Annotated in this window: 15 protein-coding genes; 6 read left to right on the forward strand and 9 right to left on the reverse strand. The window is 69.5% G+C overall.

The window, feature by feature from the left end; genetic code table 11:
* Positions 1–144: 144 nt before the first annotated feature.
* From P6166_RS12475 to P6166_RS12500, 6 genes are all read right to left on the reverse strand, one after another.
* On the reverse strand, positions 145–1152 hold the full coding sequence (locus P6166_RS12475) for a magnesium and cobalt transport protein CorA (protein WP_277764786.1): 1008 nt from the start codon (positions 1150–1152) through the stop codon (positions 145–147).
* Positions 1153–1166: 14 nt separating this feature from the next.
* Positions 1167–2315, reverse strand: a complete 1149-nt coding sequence (locus P6166_RS12480) for a DUF4105 domain-containing protein (protein WP_277764905.1) — start codon at positions 2313–2315, stop codon at positions 1167–1169.
* Positions 2316–2428: 113 nt separating this feature from the next.
* Positions 2429–3310 carry a transporter associated domain-containing protein gene (locus tag P6166_RS12485; RefSeq protein ID WP_277764787.1) on the reverse strand — a complete coding sequence of 294 codons (882 nt, stop codon included), beginning with the start codon at positions 3308–3310 and terminating at the stop codon, positions 2429–2431.
* An 88-nt stretch (positions 3311–3398) separates the two neighbouring features.
* Positions 3399–4001 (reverse strand): hypothetical protein, encoded by a 603-nt coding sequence (locus P6166_RS12490; protein ID WP_277764788.1) that lies wholly within the window; start codon positions 3999–4001, stop codon positions 3399–3401.
* 57 nt (positions 4002–4058) lie between these two features.
* Complete coding sequence (gene ybeY / locus P6166_RS12495) at positions 4059–4544, reverse strand: rRNA maturation RNase YbeY (protein ID WP_277764789.1); 486 nt, start codon at positions 4542–4544, stop codon at positions 4059–4061.
* A complete protein-coding gene (locus P6166_RS12500; RefSeq protein WP_277764790.1) occupies positions 4541–5527 on the reverse strand; it encodes a PhoH family protein in 987 nt (328 codons plus the stop codon). Before P6166_RS12500 ends, ybeY begins: the two co-directional genes overlap by 4 nt.
* 131 nt (positions 5528–5658) lie before the next feature.
* Here P6166_RS12500 and P6166_RS12505 point away from each other — a divergent pair, with 131 nt between their 5' ends.
* From P6166_RS12505 to P6166_RS12520, 4 genes are read left to right on the forward strand one after another with little or no spacing between them, the layout of a single operon-like run.
* Positions 5659–6333, forward strand: a complete 675-nt coding sequence (locus P6166_RS12505) for a TetR/AcrR family transcriptional regulator (RefSeq protein WP_277764791.1) — start codon at positions 5659–5661, stop codon at positions 6331–6333.
* 46 nt (positions 6334–6379) lie between these two features.
* Entirely contained in the window at positions 6380–7324 is a 945-nt protein-coding gene (locus tag P6166_RS12510) for an HlyD family efflux transporter periplasmic adaptor subunit (RefSeq protein WP_277764906.1), read from the forward strand.
* Positions 7325–7379: 55 nt separating this feature from the next.
* On the forward strand, positions 7380–8300 hold the full coding sequence (locus P6166_RS12515; protein ID WP_277764907.1) for an ABC transporter ATP-binding protein: 921 nt from the start codon (positions 7380–7382) through the stop codon (positions 8298–8300).
* Positions 8297–9385 carry an ABC transporter permease gene (locus tag P6166_RS12520; protein WP_277764792.1) on the forward strand — a complete coding sequence of 363 codons (1089 nt, stop codon included), beginning with the start codon at positions 8297–8299 and terminating at the stop codon, positions 9383–9385. Before P6166_RS12515 ends, P6166_RS12520 begins: the two co-directional genes overlap by 4 nt.
* Positions 9386–9418: 33 nt before the next feature.
* Here P6166_RS12520 and P6166_RS12525 read toward each other — a convergent pair whose 3' ends face one another.
* From P6166_RS12525 to miaB, 3 genes are all read right to left on the reverse strand, one after another.
* A complete protein-coding gene (locus P6166_RS12525; protein ID WP_277764793.1) occupies positions 9419–9847 on the reverse strand; it encodes a hypothetical protein in 429 nt (142 codons plus the stop codon).
* Positions 9844–10281 (reverse strand): hypothetical protein, encoded by a 438-nt coding sequence (locus tag P6166_RS12530; protein ID WP_277764794.1) that lies wholly within the window; start codon positions 10279–10281, stop codon positions 9844–9846. Before P6166_RS12530 ends, P6166_RS12525 begins: the two co-directional genes overlap by 4 nt.
* A 185-nt stretch (positions 10282–10466) precedes the next feature.
* Entirely contained in the window at positions 10467–11912 is a 1446-nt protein-coding gene (miaB, locus tag P6166_RS12535; RefSeq protein WP_277764795.1) for a tRNA (N6-isopentenyl adenosine(37)-C2)-methylthiotransferase MiaB, read from the reverse strand.
* A gap of 192 nt (positions 11913–12104) precedes the next feature.
* On the opposite strand from miaB, the gene P6166_RS12540 reads away from it, so the two are divergent.
* Together P6166_RS12540 and petA are read left to right on the forward strand one after the other, a co-directional pair.
* Positions 12105–13076 (forward strand): lytic transglycosylase domain-containing protein, encoded by a 972-nt coding sequence (locus tag P6166_RS12540; protein ID WP_277764796.1) that lies wholly within the window; start codon positions 12105–12107, stop codon positions 13074–13076.
* A 164-nt stretch (positions 13077–13240) separates the two neighbouring features.
* Positions 13241–13882: a ubiquinol-cytochrome c reductase iron-sulfur subunit gene (gene petA, locus P6166_RS12545; RefSeq protein ID WP_277764797.1), complete on the forward strand. Its 642-nt coding sequence runs from the start codon at positions 13241–13243 to the stop codon at positions 13880–13882.

Raw genomic sequence — 13882 nt, forward strand, 5'->3', positions numbered from 1 at the left:
TGGGCGTCAGCGGGCCATGGATGGCCCGCGGCGGCGAATCGGACAGGACGTCTGCTGAGCCGTGACGACCATACCCGGCAGACCGGTGCCCGCACCGTAAGACAACGCAACAACCCGCCCAAAAAAGCGCGCCAACCAAAAAACCTACAACCACCGCGCCCGCTTGAACAACCGATACAACCCCACGCACACCACCACCACCCCCGCCGCGAGCAGCGGATACGCATACCGTCCCCCCAGCTCCGGCATGTGCGCGAAGTTCATCCCGTACCAGCTGGTGATCAGCGTCGGCGCGGCCAGCAAGGCCGCCCAGGCACCCAGCCGCTTCACCGTTTCACCCTGCGCCAGCGTTACCAGCGAGAGGTTCACGCTCAGCGCCGTGCCCAGCATCTCGCGCAGCGTGTCGATGGCATCGTTGATGCGCTTGGCATGGTCCAGCACGTCGCGCAGGTAGATACCCACCTCGTCGGACACCAGGGTGCCGTGGTTGCGCCGCACATGCGCCAGCACGTCCTGCAGCGGCGCCACTACCAGCCGCATCTTGTTGAGCTCGCGCTTGAGTTCGTACAGCTTCACCACGGTGTGGCGGCTGTAGTTCTCCGCGAAGATGTCCTTCTCCAGCGCTTCGAGCGTGTCGCGGAACTCGTCCATGATCGGCAAGTAATTGTCGACCACGAAGTCCAGGATCGCGTACAGCGCGAACGAGGGCCCCAGCTTCATCATCTCCGCGTCGCGCTCCATGCGCGCGCGCACCGGGGCGTACGAGAGCGACGCGCCGTGGCGCACCGTCACCAGGAAACGCGCGCCCAGGAAGGCGTGCGTCTCGCCATAGCGGATACGGTCGTTGACCAGCTGCGCGGTGTTCACCACCACGAACAGCGAGTGCCCGTAGCTCTCCACCTTCGGGCGCTGGTGCGCCTTGGCCGCGTCCTCGATGGCGAGGTCGTGCAGGCAGAATTCTTCCTGGATCTTGTCCAGCACCTGCTGCGCCGGCTCGTACAGGCCCACCCACACGAAGCCTTCCGGCTGCGCCAGGCAGTCGCTGATCCGGTCCAGGTGGATGTCATGGCGATGCCCCGCGCCGTCGTACCAGGCGCAGGTGATGACGCAGGCCGGGTTGCCGGTGTCGCGTTGATCCGCCGCAGTGACCATGGGGCGATCGTGCGTCAGCGGCCGGCGGCCGGCAAGTCCCGCCGGCCGAGCACCGCGGCCAGCGCCACGTGGATCGGCAGCAACAGCACGATCCACTGCAGGTTGTACTGCGGCTGGAACGACAGCCAGTCGATCACCAGCGCGAGCACGCCGCTGGCCACCACCGCCCAGGCCACCCAGGCGAAGCCGGGCAGGGGGCGCCGGCCGCGCAGCAGCGGCCAAGCGCTCGCCAGCAGCCACAGGCACAGCGGGTTGAGCAGCAGCAGATTGCGGTTGCCCCAGGCCGAGGCGTGCGCCGTGAACGCCCACAGGTACAGCAGCAGGCCGCCGGCGATCACGCACAGCAGCCAGAACGGCACGGCGAAGGCGGCCACGGCGCGGCGGTGGCGGCGCGCGGCGAAGATCAGCGCGGCCACGACCACGCCGGCCAGCAGCCACGGCCACCAATGGCGGGCACGTTCCGGCGGCTCCGGGGCCACGCGCTGCGGCAGCAAAGGCTGGGTGGCCAGCACCAGCGGGCGGCCTTCGCTGTTGCGGGCCTGCGCCAGGCTCTCGGCCAGGCGCATCGGCACGAAGGCTTCCTGCCAGCGCGAGAGCGGCTTGTCGGCGTAGGGCCCCAGGCCCAGGTCGAAACCCAGCCACATCCACCACGCCGGGGAGGCCAGGCGCACCGCTTCGCTGCGGTACGTGTTGCCGCGCGAGCGGCCGGCCAGCTGGCGCTGCAACCCGCCGCCCAGCGCCTGGTCGATGTAATCGCGGACCATCGTGGCGCAGTTGGCGGTGAAGTAGTCGTAGTGGTAGCGGGCGTTTTCCGGCTTGGCGCGCTCGGCCAGCGCCGCGGCGAGTTGGCGCGCCTGCGCGTCGGTGAGGTCCAGCCACTGGATGCTGACCCCGCGTCCGGCTTCCTGGTAGGAGGCCATGTCCTGCTCGAACGGCAGCGCGACGAGGTAGTACATCATCTCGCCCTTGACGAAGCGGCCGATGAAATCTTGCTCGCTCGGGTCGAAGAACCCGAAGTTGTAGGAGGTCGCCGCGCCGCTCACCGGATCGACCACCACGATGGCGTCATGGCCGAAGCGCTCGAAGAACACCTCGCCCGGCTGCATCGTCGCCACGCCGATGCGCGGCGGTGGCGCCACCGGCGCAGGCTGGGCCACCGCCACGGGCGCGGGCGCCGCCGGCGCCGCGGGTTGGGCGTGCAGCCCGGGCAGCGCCAGCAGCGCGGCCCAGGCCAGCCAGGCGCAACGCCGGGCCGCCGAACGGAACGGCGTCACGCTCAAACCTCGTCCTGCGCGAGCTGCGGCAGCATGCTGACGTGGAAGGCGCGCACGCGGCGGGCGTCGGCCCGGGCCACGCGGAACACGAAGCGGTCCAGGGTCAGTTCCTCGCCGGTCTCCGGCAGGTGGCCGAAGGCTTCGGTGACCAGCCCGCCGATGGTGTCGTAATCGTCGTCGGGGAATTCGGAGCCGAAACGCTCGTTGAAATCCTCGATCGGCGTCAGCGCGTCCACCACGTACTGGCCGTCGGCCTGCACGGCGATCAGCGCGGTGGCGTCCTCGGCCTCGTCATGCTCGTCGTCGATCTCGCCGACGATCTGCTCCAGCACGTCCTCGATGGTCACCAGGCCGGCGACGCCGCCGTACTCGTCCACCACGATCGCCATGTGGTTGCGCGAGAGGCGGAACTCCTTCAGCAGGACGTTGAGCTTCTTCGATTCGGGGATGAGCACGGCCGGGCGCAGCAGCTCGCGGATCGTGCCCGGTCCGTTGTCGGCGACCACGCCGCGCAGCAGGTCCTTGGCGAGCAGGATGCCGAGGATCTCGTCCTTGTTCTCGCCGTGCACGGGGAAGCGCGAATGGCCCGACTCGACCACCTGCTTCATCAGGTCCAGGAAGCGCGCCTCGCCGGGCAGGGAGACCATCTGCGAGCGCGAGATCATCACGTCGCCCACGGTCAGCTCGGCCACCGAGATGGCGCCTTCCATCATGCGCAGGGTATCGGGCCCGACCAGGCCATCCTGCTCGGCCGTGCGCAGCACGGCGACCAGTTCATCGCGGGTATGGGGTTCGCCCGAGAAGGCCGCGCCCAGGCGTTCGAGCCAGCTGCGGCGTTTTTCGTGGGGTTCGGGCGTGCTTTGACTACTGTCGTCTTCTGACATCGATTGGGGGAAACAGCGCCCGAAGTAAGGGCGGTGAACGGAGTCTAGCAGGCCACCGGGCGGCGGCGCTGCGGGTGGCGGGGCGGTTTCAGCCGGCGGCGGCGGGGGCCTTCACCGGCGCGTCCGGGGCGTCTGGCGCGTCGGGCGCCGGGCCCTCGGGCAGGTCCAGGCTGTAGCTGCAGCCGGCCAGCGTCTTGCCGGGGTGCGATTTCACGTTGGAGACGCTGAGCACGATGGACTCGATCATCGCCTCGCCGGTGCGCGGGTCGGTGGTGTCCTGGCTCAGCACCTCGCGGCCGTACATCACCTTCTCGGCGGTATCGACGCCTTCCTCCAGCTGCAGCTGGCGGGCCAGCGGGCGCGGGTCGGGCAGGTCGAGGATGGCCATCACGCTGGGGCCGGAGAAGGCGATCTGCGAACTCGGGTGGCCGAACACGGTGATCGGCGTGTTGAGCGCGTACTCGGTCATGAACAGGTTGCCCTGCGGCAGCGGCCGCCAGCCCAGCGCGACGGCCTTGAGCGGGTCGGCCAGCACCGGCTGCAGGGCGGCGAAATCGGCCTCGCGGGCGCGGCATTCGATGAGCGCGGCAAGGTCCGGCCGCGCGGTGGGCGCCTCGGCGGCGTGCGCGGCCGTGGCGATGGCCACCAGCAGGCCGGTGGCGCAGAGCGAACGAAGGACGGGCAGGGACATGGGCAAGATCAACGATCGGCGTGCAGTCGCCGCGATGTCCGCATCATAAGCGAAGCATCAACGCTCGCCGAGGTAGGGATCCTCGATGCCCAGCTCGGCCAGGATCTCGCGCTCCAACTGCTCCATCGCCTCGGCCTCCTTGTCGTCCTCGTGGTCCCAGCCCAGCAGGTGCAGCGTGCCGTGCACGGTGAGGTGGGCATAGTGCGCGGCCAGCGTTTTGCCTTGTTCCTTCGCTTCGCGCGCCACGACCGGCGCGCAGATCACCAGGTCGCCCAGCAGCGGCAGCTTGACGCCCTTGGGCAGGCCTTCGGCCAACTCGGCCGGAAAGCTCAGCACATTGGTGGCGTAATCCTTGCCACGGTAATGCTGGTTGAGCGCGCGGCCTTCGCGCGCGTCCACCAGGCGGATGGCCAGGTCCGCCTCGCGGATGCGGCCCTTCAGCGCGGCGGCCACCCACTTGCGAAAGCTCACCGCCGCCGGCAGGCCGGCGCGGGGCAGGGCATAGCTCACCGCCACGTCGAGGCGGACCGGACCGCGCGTCACGGCGCCGCTCCGCTCTGGCGGTCGGTGGCCTCGCGCTTCTCGTAGGCGTTGACGATGCGCGCCACCAACGGGTGGCGCACCACGTCGCGCGCTTCGAAGAAGGTGAAGCTCACCCCGTCCACATCGCGCAGCACCTCGACGGCGTCGCGCAGGCCCGATTTCACGTGCTTGGGCAGGTCGACCTGGGTCAGGTCGCCGGTGACCACCGCGGTGGAGCCGAAGCCCAGGCGGGTCAGGAACATCTTCATCTGCTCGATGGTGGTGTTCTGCGCTTCGTCCAGGATCACGTACGCATCGTTGAGCGTGCGGCCGCGCATGTAGGCAAGCGGCGCGATCTCGATGACGTTCTTCTCCAGCAGCTTGACCACCTTCTCCACGCCCAGCATCTCGTACAGCGCGTCGTACAGCGGGCGCAGGTACGGGTCCACCTTCTGGCTGAGGTCGCCGGGCAAGAAGCCCAGCTTCTCGCCGGCCTCCACCGCCGGGCGCACCAGGATCAGCCGCTGCACGCGCGATTCGTTCAACGCCTCCACCGCGCTGGCCACCGCCAGGAAGGTCTTGCCGGTGCCGGCCGGGCCGATGCCGAAGTTGATGTCGTGCGTGGCGATCTGGTGCAGGTACTTGGACTGGTTGGCGCCGCGGCCGCGCACGGTGCCGCGCTTGACCTTGATGGCCACGTCCTGCGGCGCGTACGCACGCTCCACCACGTGGTCGACGTTGGCGGTGTTCAGGCGCAGGTGGATGGCGTGGCTGTCGAAGGTCGTGTCGGCCGCTTCCTCGTAGAGGCTGTGCAGCAGTTTCTCGGTCGAATCGACCGCCTCGGCCGGGCCGGTGACGCGGAAGATGTTGCCGCGGTTGGCGATTTCCACGCCCAGCCGCAGTTCGATCTGGCGCAGGTTTTCATCGAAGGGACCGGCAAGGTTGGCGAGGCGTTCGCTGTCGGACGGCTCGAGGGTGAAGTCGCGTTGGGTGGGCGTGGTCATTGGAGACATCGGCGGCGCGGCATCGCGCACGCGGGGGAATCAAGGGAGGGAAAGGGTAGCGCGTCGGGCCCGCCGACGCCCACCGGGCGGGTTCACTCCGGCTTAATTAAACGTCGATTTAAATATTTGCCATGCGCCCGCCGCGTCCTCCCGTACGCAAGCAGAAAGCCCCGCCGCGCCGCGCGCCCGGACGGCCCGGCGCGGCGAGCGCCGAAGACCAGCAGGCCCGGCTGCTGGAAGCCGCGCTGGATTGCTTCGTGCGGCAAGGCGTCGCGGCGACGCGGCTGCGCGATATCGCCCAGCAGGCCGGCGTGACGCCCGCATTGGTGAACTACTACTTCGGCGACAAGGAACAGCTGCTGCAGACCCTGGTGGCGCAGCGCCTGTTGCCGGCGGTGGTCGGGCTGGGCGAGCGGCTGGCGGCGGCGGGGGACGACGTGGAAGCGACCGTGCAGGCGTTTGTCGCCGGCATCTTCGACATCGTAGAGCGCCATCCCTGGTGGCCGCAGCTGTGGGTGCGCGAGGTGCTGTGCGAAGGCGGCGCGCTGCGCGGCCTGCTGATGCGCGAGGTCGCACCGGCCACCGCGCGGATCATGGTCGCGCGCTTCACCGCCGCGCAGGTGCGCGGCGAGATCCATCCCGCACTCGATCCCCGCTTGCTGATGACGTCTTTGATCGGGCTGACCCTGTTCCCCATCGCCGGCGCGCCGATCTGGCGCGGCGTGCTGGGTGCGCAGGACCTGGACGCCGCGGCTATCGCCCGGCACGCGCTGGCGCTGCTGCGCCATGGCATGACGCCGCCCTGAGCGGCAGGAGCACGACGTGGACCGCAACCTGCGATGGGGCATCACGATGCTGGCGTTGGCCGCCGCGCTGCTGGGCGCCGGCTGCCGGCGCGAGCCCGAACCGTTGCTCGGCACGCTGGAGTGGGACCGCATCACGCTGCCGGCGCCGGCCTCCGAGCGGATCGTCGCGATGGACGTGCACGAGGGCGACCAGGTACGTGCCGGCACCCGGCTGTTGCGGCTGGAGCCGGACCGCACGCGCGCGCAGTTGCAGGGGCTTCAGGCGCAGAGCGCGCAGCGCGAGCAGTCGCTGCGGGAACTGGTCAACGGCCCGCGGCGCGAGCAGGTCGCCCAGGCGCAGGCGCAACTGGCTGCCGCGCAGGCGCAGGCGCGCGATGCCAGCGCTTACTACGCGCGCCTGCAGCCATTGGGCAAGCAGCAACTGGTGGCGGCCGCGGACGTGGACCGCGCCCGCGCCGCCGCCGGCGATGCGCAGGCGCAGGTGCGCGCGGCCGAGCAGGCGCTGCTGGAACTGCGCAACGGCACGCGCGCGGAGGAACTGGCGCAGGGCGAATCGTCGCTGCGGGCCGCGCAGGCCGAAGCGGCGGTACAGGCGGTCAATCTGGACAAGCTCGACATCGTCGCCCCGCGCGACGGCCGGGTGGACAGCCTGCCGTACAAGCTCGGCGACCAGGCCCCGGTGGGCGCGGCGCTGGCGATCCTGCTGGTCGGCGATTCGCCTTACGCGCGCATCTACGTGCCGGCCACCGCCCGCGCGCGCGTGGCGATCGGCCAGACCTTGCCGGTCAGCGTGGCCGGCAGCCGCGAAGTCTTCCAGGGCCGCGTGCGGATGATCCGCAGCGAGCCGATGTTCACCCCGTACTACGCGCTGTCCGGCAGCGATGCCGAGCGCCTGACCTACCTGGCCGAAGTGCAGCTGCCGGCCAGCGCCAACCGCCTGCCGGTCGGCGTGCCGGTGCAGGTGCGCCTGGCGGACGCCCCACGTGAATGAGCCGGCATCCCGGGCCGCCGCCGCGCCGTCCGCGGCGGGCGAGGACGGCGTGGCGATCCACGCGCGCGGCGTGACCAAGCGCTTCGGCGCCTTCACCGCCGTGGACCACGTCGACCTGGACGTGCCGCGTGCGCGCGTGTACGGCTTCCTCGGCCCGAACGGCTCGGGCAAGTCCACCACCATCCGCATGCTGTGCGGCCTGCTCACGCCGACCGAGGGCCAGATCGAGGTGCTGGGCCTGTCGATTCCCCGGCAGGCCGAGGAACTGCGCCGCCGCATCGGCTACATGACCCAGCGCTTCTCGCTCTACGAAGACCTCACCGTGCGCGAGAACCTGATGTTCCTGGCCACGGTGCAGGGCCTGCCGCGCGGCCGGCGCGGAGCGCGGGTGGAGGAGTTGCTGCACGCCTACGCCCTGGAGCCGCTGCACAAGCAGCTGGCCGGCACGCTGAGCGGCGGCCAGAAGCAGCGCCTGGCCCTGGCCGGCGCGGTAGTGCATGCGCCGCAACTGCTGCTGCTCGACGAACCGACCAGCGCGGTGGACCCCGAATCGCGGCGCGACTTCTGGGAAAAACTCTTCGACCTGGCCGACGCCGGCACCACGCTTCTGGTCTCCACGCATTACATGGACGAGGCCGAGCGCTGCCACCGCATCGCCATCCTCGACCGTGGCCGCCTGGTGGCCAACGGCACCCCGTCCGAACTGACCGGGCAGCTGCAGGGCCGCACGCTGGGCGTGCGTAGCGATGCGCTGCGGCAGGTGCAGAAGCAACTGCATGCCATCGACGGCGTGCTTTCGGTGGCGCAGGTGGGCAACGAGCTGCGTGTGCTGTGTTCGCCGGGCCACGGCGACCCGGCTGGTGTGGCCGACGCGCTGCAACGCGCCGGCTTCCAGGCCGAGGTGGCGCCCATCGCGCCGAGCCTGGAGGATGTCTTCGTCGCCGCCACGCGCCATCGCGAGGAGGCTGCCGCATGAAGCTCGCGCAGATCTACGCGGTGATGGTCAAGGAGCTGCGGCAGATGACCCGCGACCGCATGACCCTGGCGATGATGATCGGCATCCCGACGCTGCAGTTGCTGCTGTTCGGTTACGCCATCAACCTGGACGTGCGCCACCTGCCCGCGGCCGTGGCCGACCAGGCCGACACCGCCGGCTCGCGCATGCTGGTGCGCGACATGCTGGCTACCGACGTCATCGAGCCGGTGGCGAGCGCGCAGACGCCGGCGCAAATCCAGGCGCTGATCCGCGCCGGCACCATCGAGGTGGGGCTGGTGGTGCCGCCGGATTTCGAGCGGCGCCTGAGCGAGGGCAGGGAGGTGATGCAGGTGATCGTGGATGGCGCGGACACCTCGGTGCAGGCCGCCGCGCGTCAGCTGGCGCAGACCCCGCTGGATGGCCGCATGTCCACCGCGCAGTCGGCGATGCGCATCAGCGTGCTGCCGCTGTACAACCCGCAGCGGCGCTCGGCGATCAACGTGGTCCCCGGATTGATCGGCGTGATCCTGACGATGACGCTGGTGATGTTCACCGCCATGGCGATCGTGCGCGAGCGCGAGCGCGGCAACCTGGAAATGCTGATCACCACGCCGGTGAGCAGCGCGGAGTTGATGATCGGCAAGGTGCTGCCGTACATCGTGGTTGGCCTGGTGCAGGCCAGCGTGATCCTGGGGCTGGGCGGCTGGCTGTTCGAGGTGCCGGTGACGGGCGGGTTGTTGGCCGTGTACCTGGTGTCGATGCTGCTGATCGTCGCCAACCTGAGCATGGGGTTGTTGGTCTCGACGATCGCGCAATCGCAGTTCCAGGCCATGCAGATGACGTTCTTCCTGTTCCTGCCCTCGATGCTGCTGTCCGGTTTCATGTTCCCATTCGACGGCATGCCCGCGCCGGCGCAGTGGCTGGCGGAGGTGTTGCCGCTGACGCATTTCATGCGGCTGATCCGCGGGGTGATGCTGCGGGGCGCGCAGTTGCCCGAGCTGTGGCCCGACGCCATGGCGCTGGTGGTTTTCAGCGCGGTGATGATGGTGCTGGCGGTATTGCGCTTCCGCAAACGCCTGGACTGAGGGCCGCGACCCGCACCGGTCGCGGCCAGCGGCTTACTTCGTGCAGCCGGCGCCGCCGCTGCCCACCGACGGCTCGAAATCCAGGCCGACGCGGGCATCCGCGGTCTCGCGGTAGATCAGCGCACGGCAGCGCTCCGCCTCGCTTTCCCAGTCCTGGTAGTAGCGCGCGCCGAGTTCGGGCGTGATGCTCACGCTGGTGCGGCACGAATAGTTCATGTAGCCGTCGCTCGAATAGAAACTCGCCCCGATGGTGATCGGCTGCCCGGCGGGAATCTGCGCGCGTCCGTCCTTGCCGGTGGGCAGGATCTGCGCGGGACCGTTGGCGCAGATCCAGGGCTGCACGCCTGGCGCCACGCGCATCGACGCGGCCGGCGCACCGGGCGGAAGCTTGTAGATGCTCATGCAGCCACTGCCCAACGCCAGCAGCGCGATCGGCGCGAGAAAACGCAGGGTGCGGCTCATGCGGAGCGCTCCCGGTTCGCTGGCGCGGCGGGTTTGTTGTCTGGCTTGACCTTGGGGCCGAGGCGATCGAGCACCTCCTGCACGGACAGCGCGCTGGGCGCATCGGCGGGCACCAGCAGGATGTAGGCGTGTCCAGTGGGCTTGCCGTACGTGGTGAACACGTGGCGATCGCTGCTGCGGCGGTCGGAGATGGCGGACGGCAGGTTTTCGTACAGCACGAAGTGGGTGCCGCCCTCGCGCTGTGCGACTTCGGCGCAGCGGTAGAGCAGGTAATCGGAGACGGTGGCGGCATCGATGTAGCCATTGCCGGAGAAGCCGACCTTGATCAGCTGGCCGGGGCCGCGCTGGTCCCAGTAGCCGCCGCTGAAGCCAAGCAGTGGCGTATTGATGCTGCGATAGCCGGTAGCGCAGCCTGACAGCGCAAGCGCCGTCATCGCGGCGACCGCGAAGTTCCTTTTCCGCACTGGTTTTCCCCTGGTGGACGTTGCGTCCGTGGCTGGCGGGTGGCGTAGGCGCGCCCGCTCAGAGAGGGGGAGTATGCGGTTGCGGTCGGTGGGCATTCAAGGGGAGGGTGGGGGCGGCCAAGGGCCGCCCCATCCCAAACCAAATCCCGCGAAGATCAGTCCGCTCCGACCACCCGCCCGCGCAGCGAATTGCTCAGCGCCTCGGTGATCAAGACATCCACGAACTGCCCGACCAATCGCGGATGCCCCGGGAAATTCACCGATCGCATGTTCTCCGTCTTGCCGGTCAGCTCGTTCGGATTCTTGCGCGAAGGCCCTTCGACCAGCACCGACTGCACCGAACCCACCATCGCCTCGGAAATCTTCGCCGCATGCGCGTTGATGTGCGCCTGCAAGCGCGAGAGCCGCGCATGCTTGGTCGCCTCCGGCGTGTCGTCGGCCAGGTCGGAAGCCGGCGTGCCCGGCCGCCGCGAATAGATGAAGGAGAAGCTCTGGTCGAACCCCACGTCCTCGATCAGTTTCATCGTCTTCTCGAAATCCGCATCGGTCTCGCCGGGGAAACCCACGATGAAGTCCGAACTGATTGAGATATCCGGCCGCACCGCGCGCAGCTTGCGGATCTTGGCCTTGAACTCCAACGCCGTGTAGCCGCGCTTCATCGCGCTCAGGATGCGGTCGCTGCCGGCCTGCACCGGCAGGTGGAGGAAATTGGCCAGCTGCGGCACGTCGCGGTACGCATCCACCAGCGAATCGCTGAACTCCAGCGGATGCGAGGTGGTGAAGCGGATGCGGCCCACGCCCTCGATCTGCGCGATCGTGCGGATCAGCAGGCCCAGGTCGGCGATCTCGCCGTCGCCGTACGGGCCGCGGTATGCATTGACGTTCTGGCCCAGCAGGTTGATCTCGCGCACGCCTTGCGCGGCCAGCTGCGCCACTTCCACCAGCACGTCCTCGAAGGGGCGGCTGACCTCGGTGCCGCGCGTGTAGGGCACCACGCAGAACGAGCAGTACTTCGAGCAGCCTTCCATGATCGACACGAACGCCGAGGGCCCTTCCGCACGCGGCTCCGGCAGGCGGTCGAACTTTTCGATCTCCGGGAAGCTGATGTCCACCTGCGGCCGGCCGGACTGGCGGCGCTCGCGGATCAGTTCCGGCAGGCGGTGCAGCGTCTGCGGCCCGAACACCAGGTCCACGTAGGGCGCGCGCTTGACGATCGCCTCGCCCTCCTGCGAGGCCACGCAGCCGCCCACGCCGATGATCACCGGCTTGTCGCCGGCCTTGAGCGCCTTCCAGCGGCCGAGCTGGCTGAAGACCTTCTCCTGCGCCTTCTCGCGGATCGAGCAGGTGTTGATCAGGATGACGTCGGCCTCTTCGGGCACGTCGGTCAGTTCCAGGCCCTCGGCGTCGGCGAGCACGTCGGCCATCTTGGCCGAGTCGTACTCGTTCATCTGGCAACCGTGGGTCTTGATGTAGAGCTTGCCGCGCGCCCCACCGGGCACGGGCTTGCGCACGCCGGGCAGCGGGACCAGGCCCGGGGCGGGGGAGGCAGCGGTGTCCACGGCGGGCGTGGCGAGGGTTTCGGCGGCGGGCGTCCCGGGCATGGCGCTTATTCCAGACGGGTGGCGGGCAGGCGGCCACGGGGGCCGGAGGAAGCCGGGCATTGTACGCCGGGCGCGGGGATCGCGCTGAATCGCAAGGGTTTTCGCCCTTCCAGGCCCCGGAAAAGCGGGCATGCGCCCGAAACACGCGGCCTGCACTTGGATTCCCCGCCCGGACGCCGGATACTCCGCGCCATGAAGGGGATGCTGGGGAAACTGGGGCTCGCGCTCGTCATTGCGCTGCCGGTCGCACCGGCCAGTGCCGGCACTGTGTACAAGTGCATCGGCGGCGATGGCGTGCCCAGCTATGTCAGCAAGCGGCCGGCGGGCGCGTCGTGCACCACGGTGGGCCAGTTCCGCGGCGGCACCCCGCGCGCGGCCAGTCGCCCGCGCCCGGCCGCCGCGTCGGTGGCCAAGGCCGAACCGCCCGCGTCGGTGGCCAAGGCGCTCGCGCCGGCCGCCGTGCCGGTGGCGACCAGCGCCGCCGCGCTCGCACCGTCCGGCCCGCTGCCGGCCACCGCCGCCGCGCTCGCGCCCAAGGCGATCACCCCGGTGCCGGTCGCCGTCACCACGCCGCCGCGGCGCGTGGTCAGCGGCCAGGTCTATTCCTACATGAAGGACGGCGTGCGCCACTACACCAGCGCCCGCCCCGCGCAGACGGCCAGCATCCAGGGCCTGCGCACGATCCGCTACAGCTACATCGAGACCTGCTACGCCTGCGGGCTCAACCCCGGGGTGAACTTCGGCGCGGTGCGGCTCAACACCAATGCCTACGCCAGCGAGATCGCCGCGGCCGCGCGCGAGTACGGCGTGGAGGAGGCGGTGGTGCGGGCGATCATCCACGCCGAATCGGCCTACAACCCCACCGCGCTCAGCCGCGCCGGCGCGCAGGGCCTGATGCAGCTGATGCCGGCCACCGCGCGCCGCTTCGGCGTCAGCGACTCGTTTGATGCATCGCAAAACATCCGCGGCGGCGTGCAGTACCTGTCGTGGCTGCTGAAGCGCTTCAACGGCAACCTGCAGCTGGCCGCCGCCGGCTACAACGCGGGCGAGGGCGCGGTGGACCGCCACGGCGGCGTGCCGCCCTACAGCGAAACCCAGCGCTACGTGCAGCGCGTGGGCGTCCTGGCCGAGCGCTACCGCGGCGCCATGGCCAGCGCGCAGTGAGCGCGGCCAGCGCCGCCCGACGGACGGCGTGCAAGAAAGCGGCGCTGGCGCATTGTCTGGCCATTAAGGCTTCCGCTACACTCGGTACGGATTCATTCCCGGCCTGACCCCCAGCAGGCCGCTGGCAGCCGCAAGCTACCTAAAACAAAAGATCGGAGAGCCGGATGGCCAACGATGGGGTTAACGAACCCGCCAACACGGGACGTCGACGGTTCCTGACCGCGACCACCGCTGTCGTCGGTGCAGTAGGAGCAGGTTTTCTCGCGGTACCTTTCATCAAGTCGTGGAATCCCAGTGCGCGCGCCAAACTGGCCGGCGCACCGATTACCGCCGACATCAGCGCCTTGCAGGAAGGCCAGCGCCTGATCCTGGAATGGCGCGGCCAGCCGATCTGGATCGTCAAGCGTTCCAAGGCGATGCTCGACGCATTGCCCTCGCTGGACGACCGGTTGAAGGATGCCAAGTCCGAGAACAAGGACCAGCAGCCGGACTACGTGCTGAAGAACCCCGAGTACCGCTCGATCAAGCCGGAGATCTCCGTGCTGGTGGGGCTGTGCACGCACCTGGGCTGCTCGCCGGAGATGGTGGCCGAGATCCGCCCCGAGCCTTACGACCCGCAGTGGAAGGGCGGCTATTTCTGCCCCTGCCACAAGTCGCGCTTTGACATGTCCGGCCGCGTCTTCGACGGCGTGCCGGCGCCGATCAACCTGCTGGTGCCGCCCCACCACTACCAGGACGACAACACCATCATCATCGGCGTGGACCCGTCCTCCGACGGCGCCGCGCCCACCACGGGGGCCGCCTGA

This window comes from Stenotrophomonas sp. HITSZ_GD (assembly GCF_029543105.1).
Taxonomy (GTDB): Bacteria; Pseudomonadota; Gammaproteobacteria; order Xanthomonadales; family Xanthomonadaceae; genus Stenotrophomonas_A.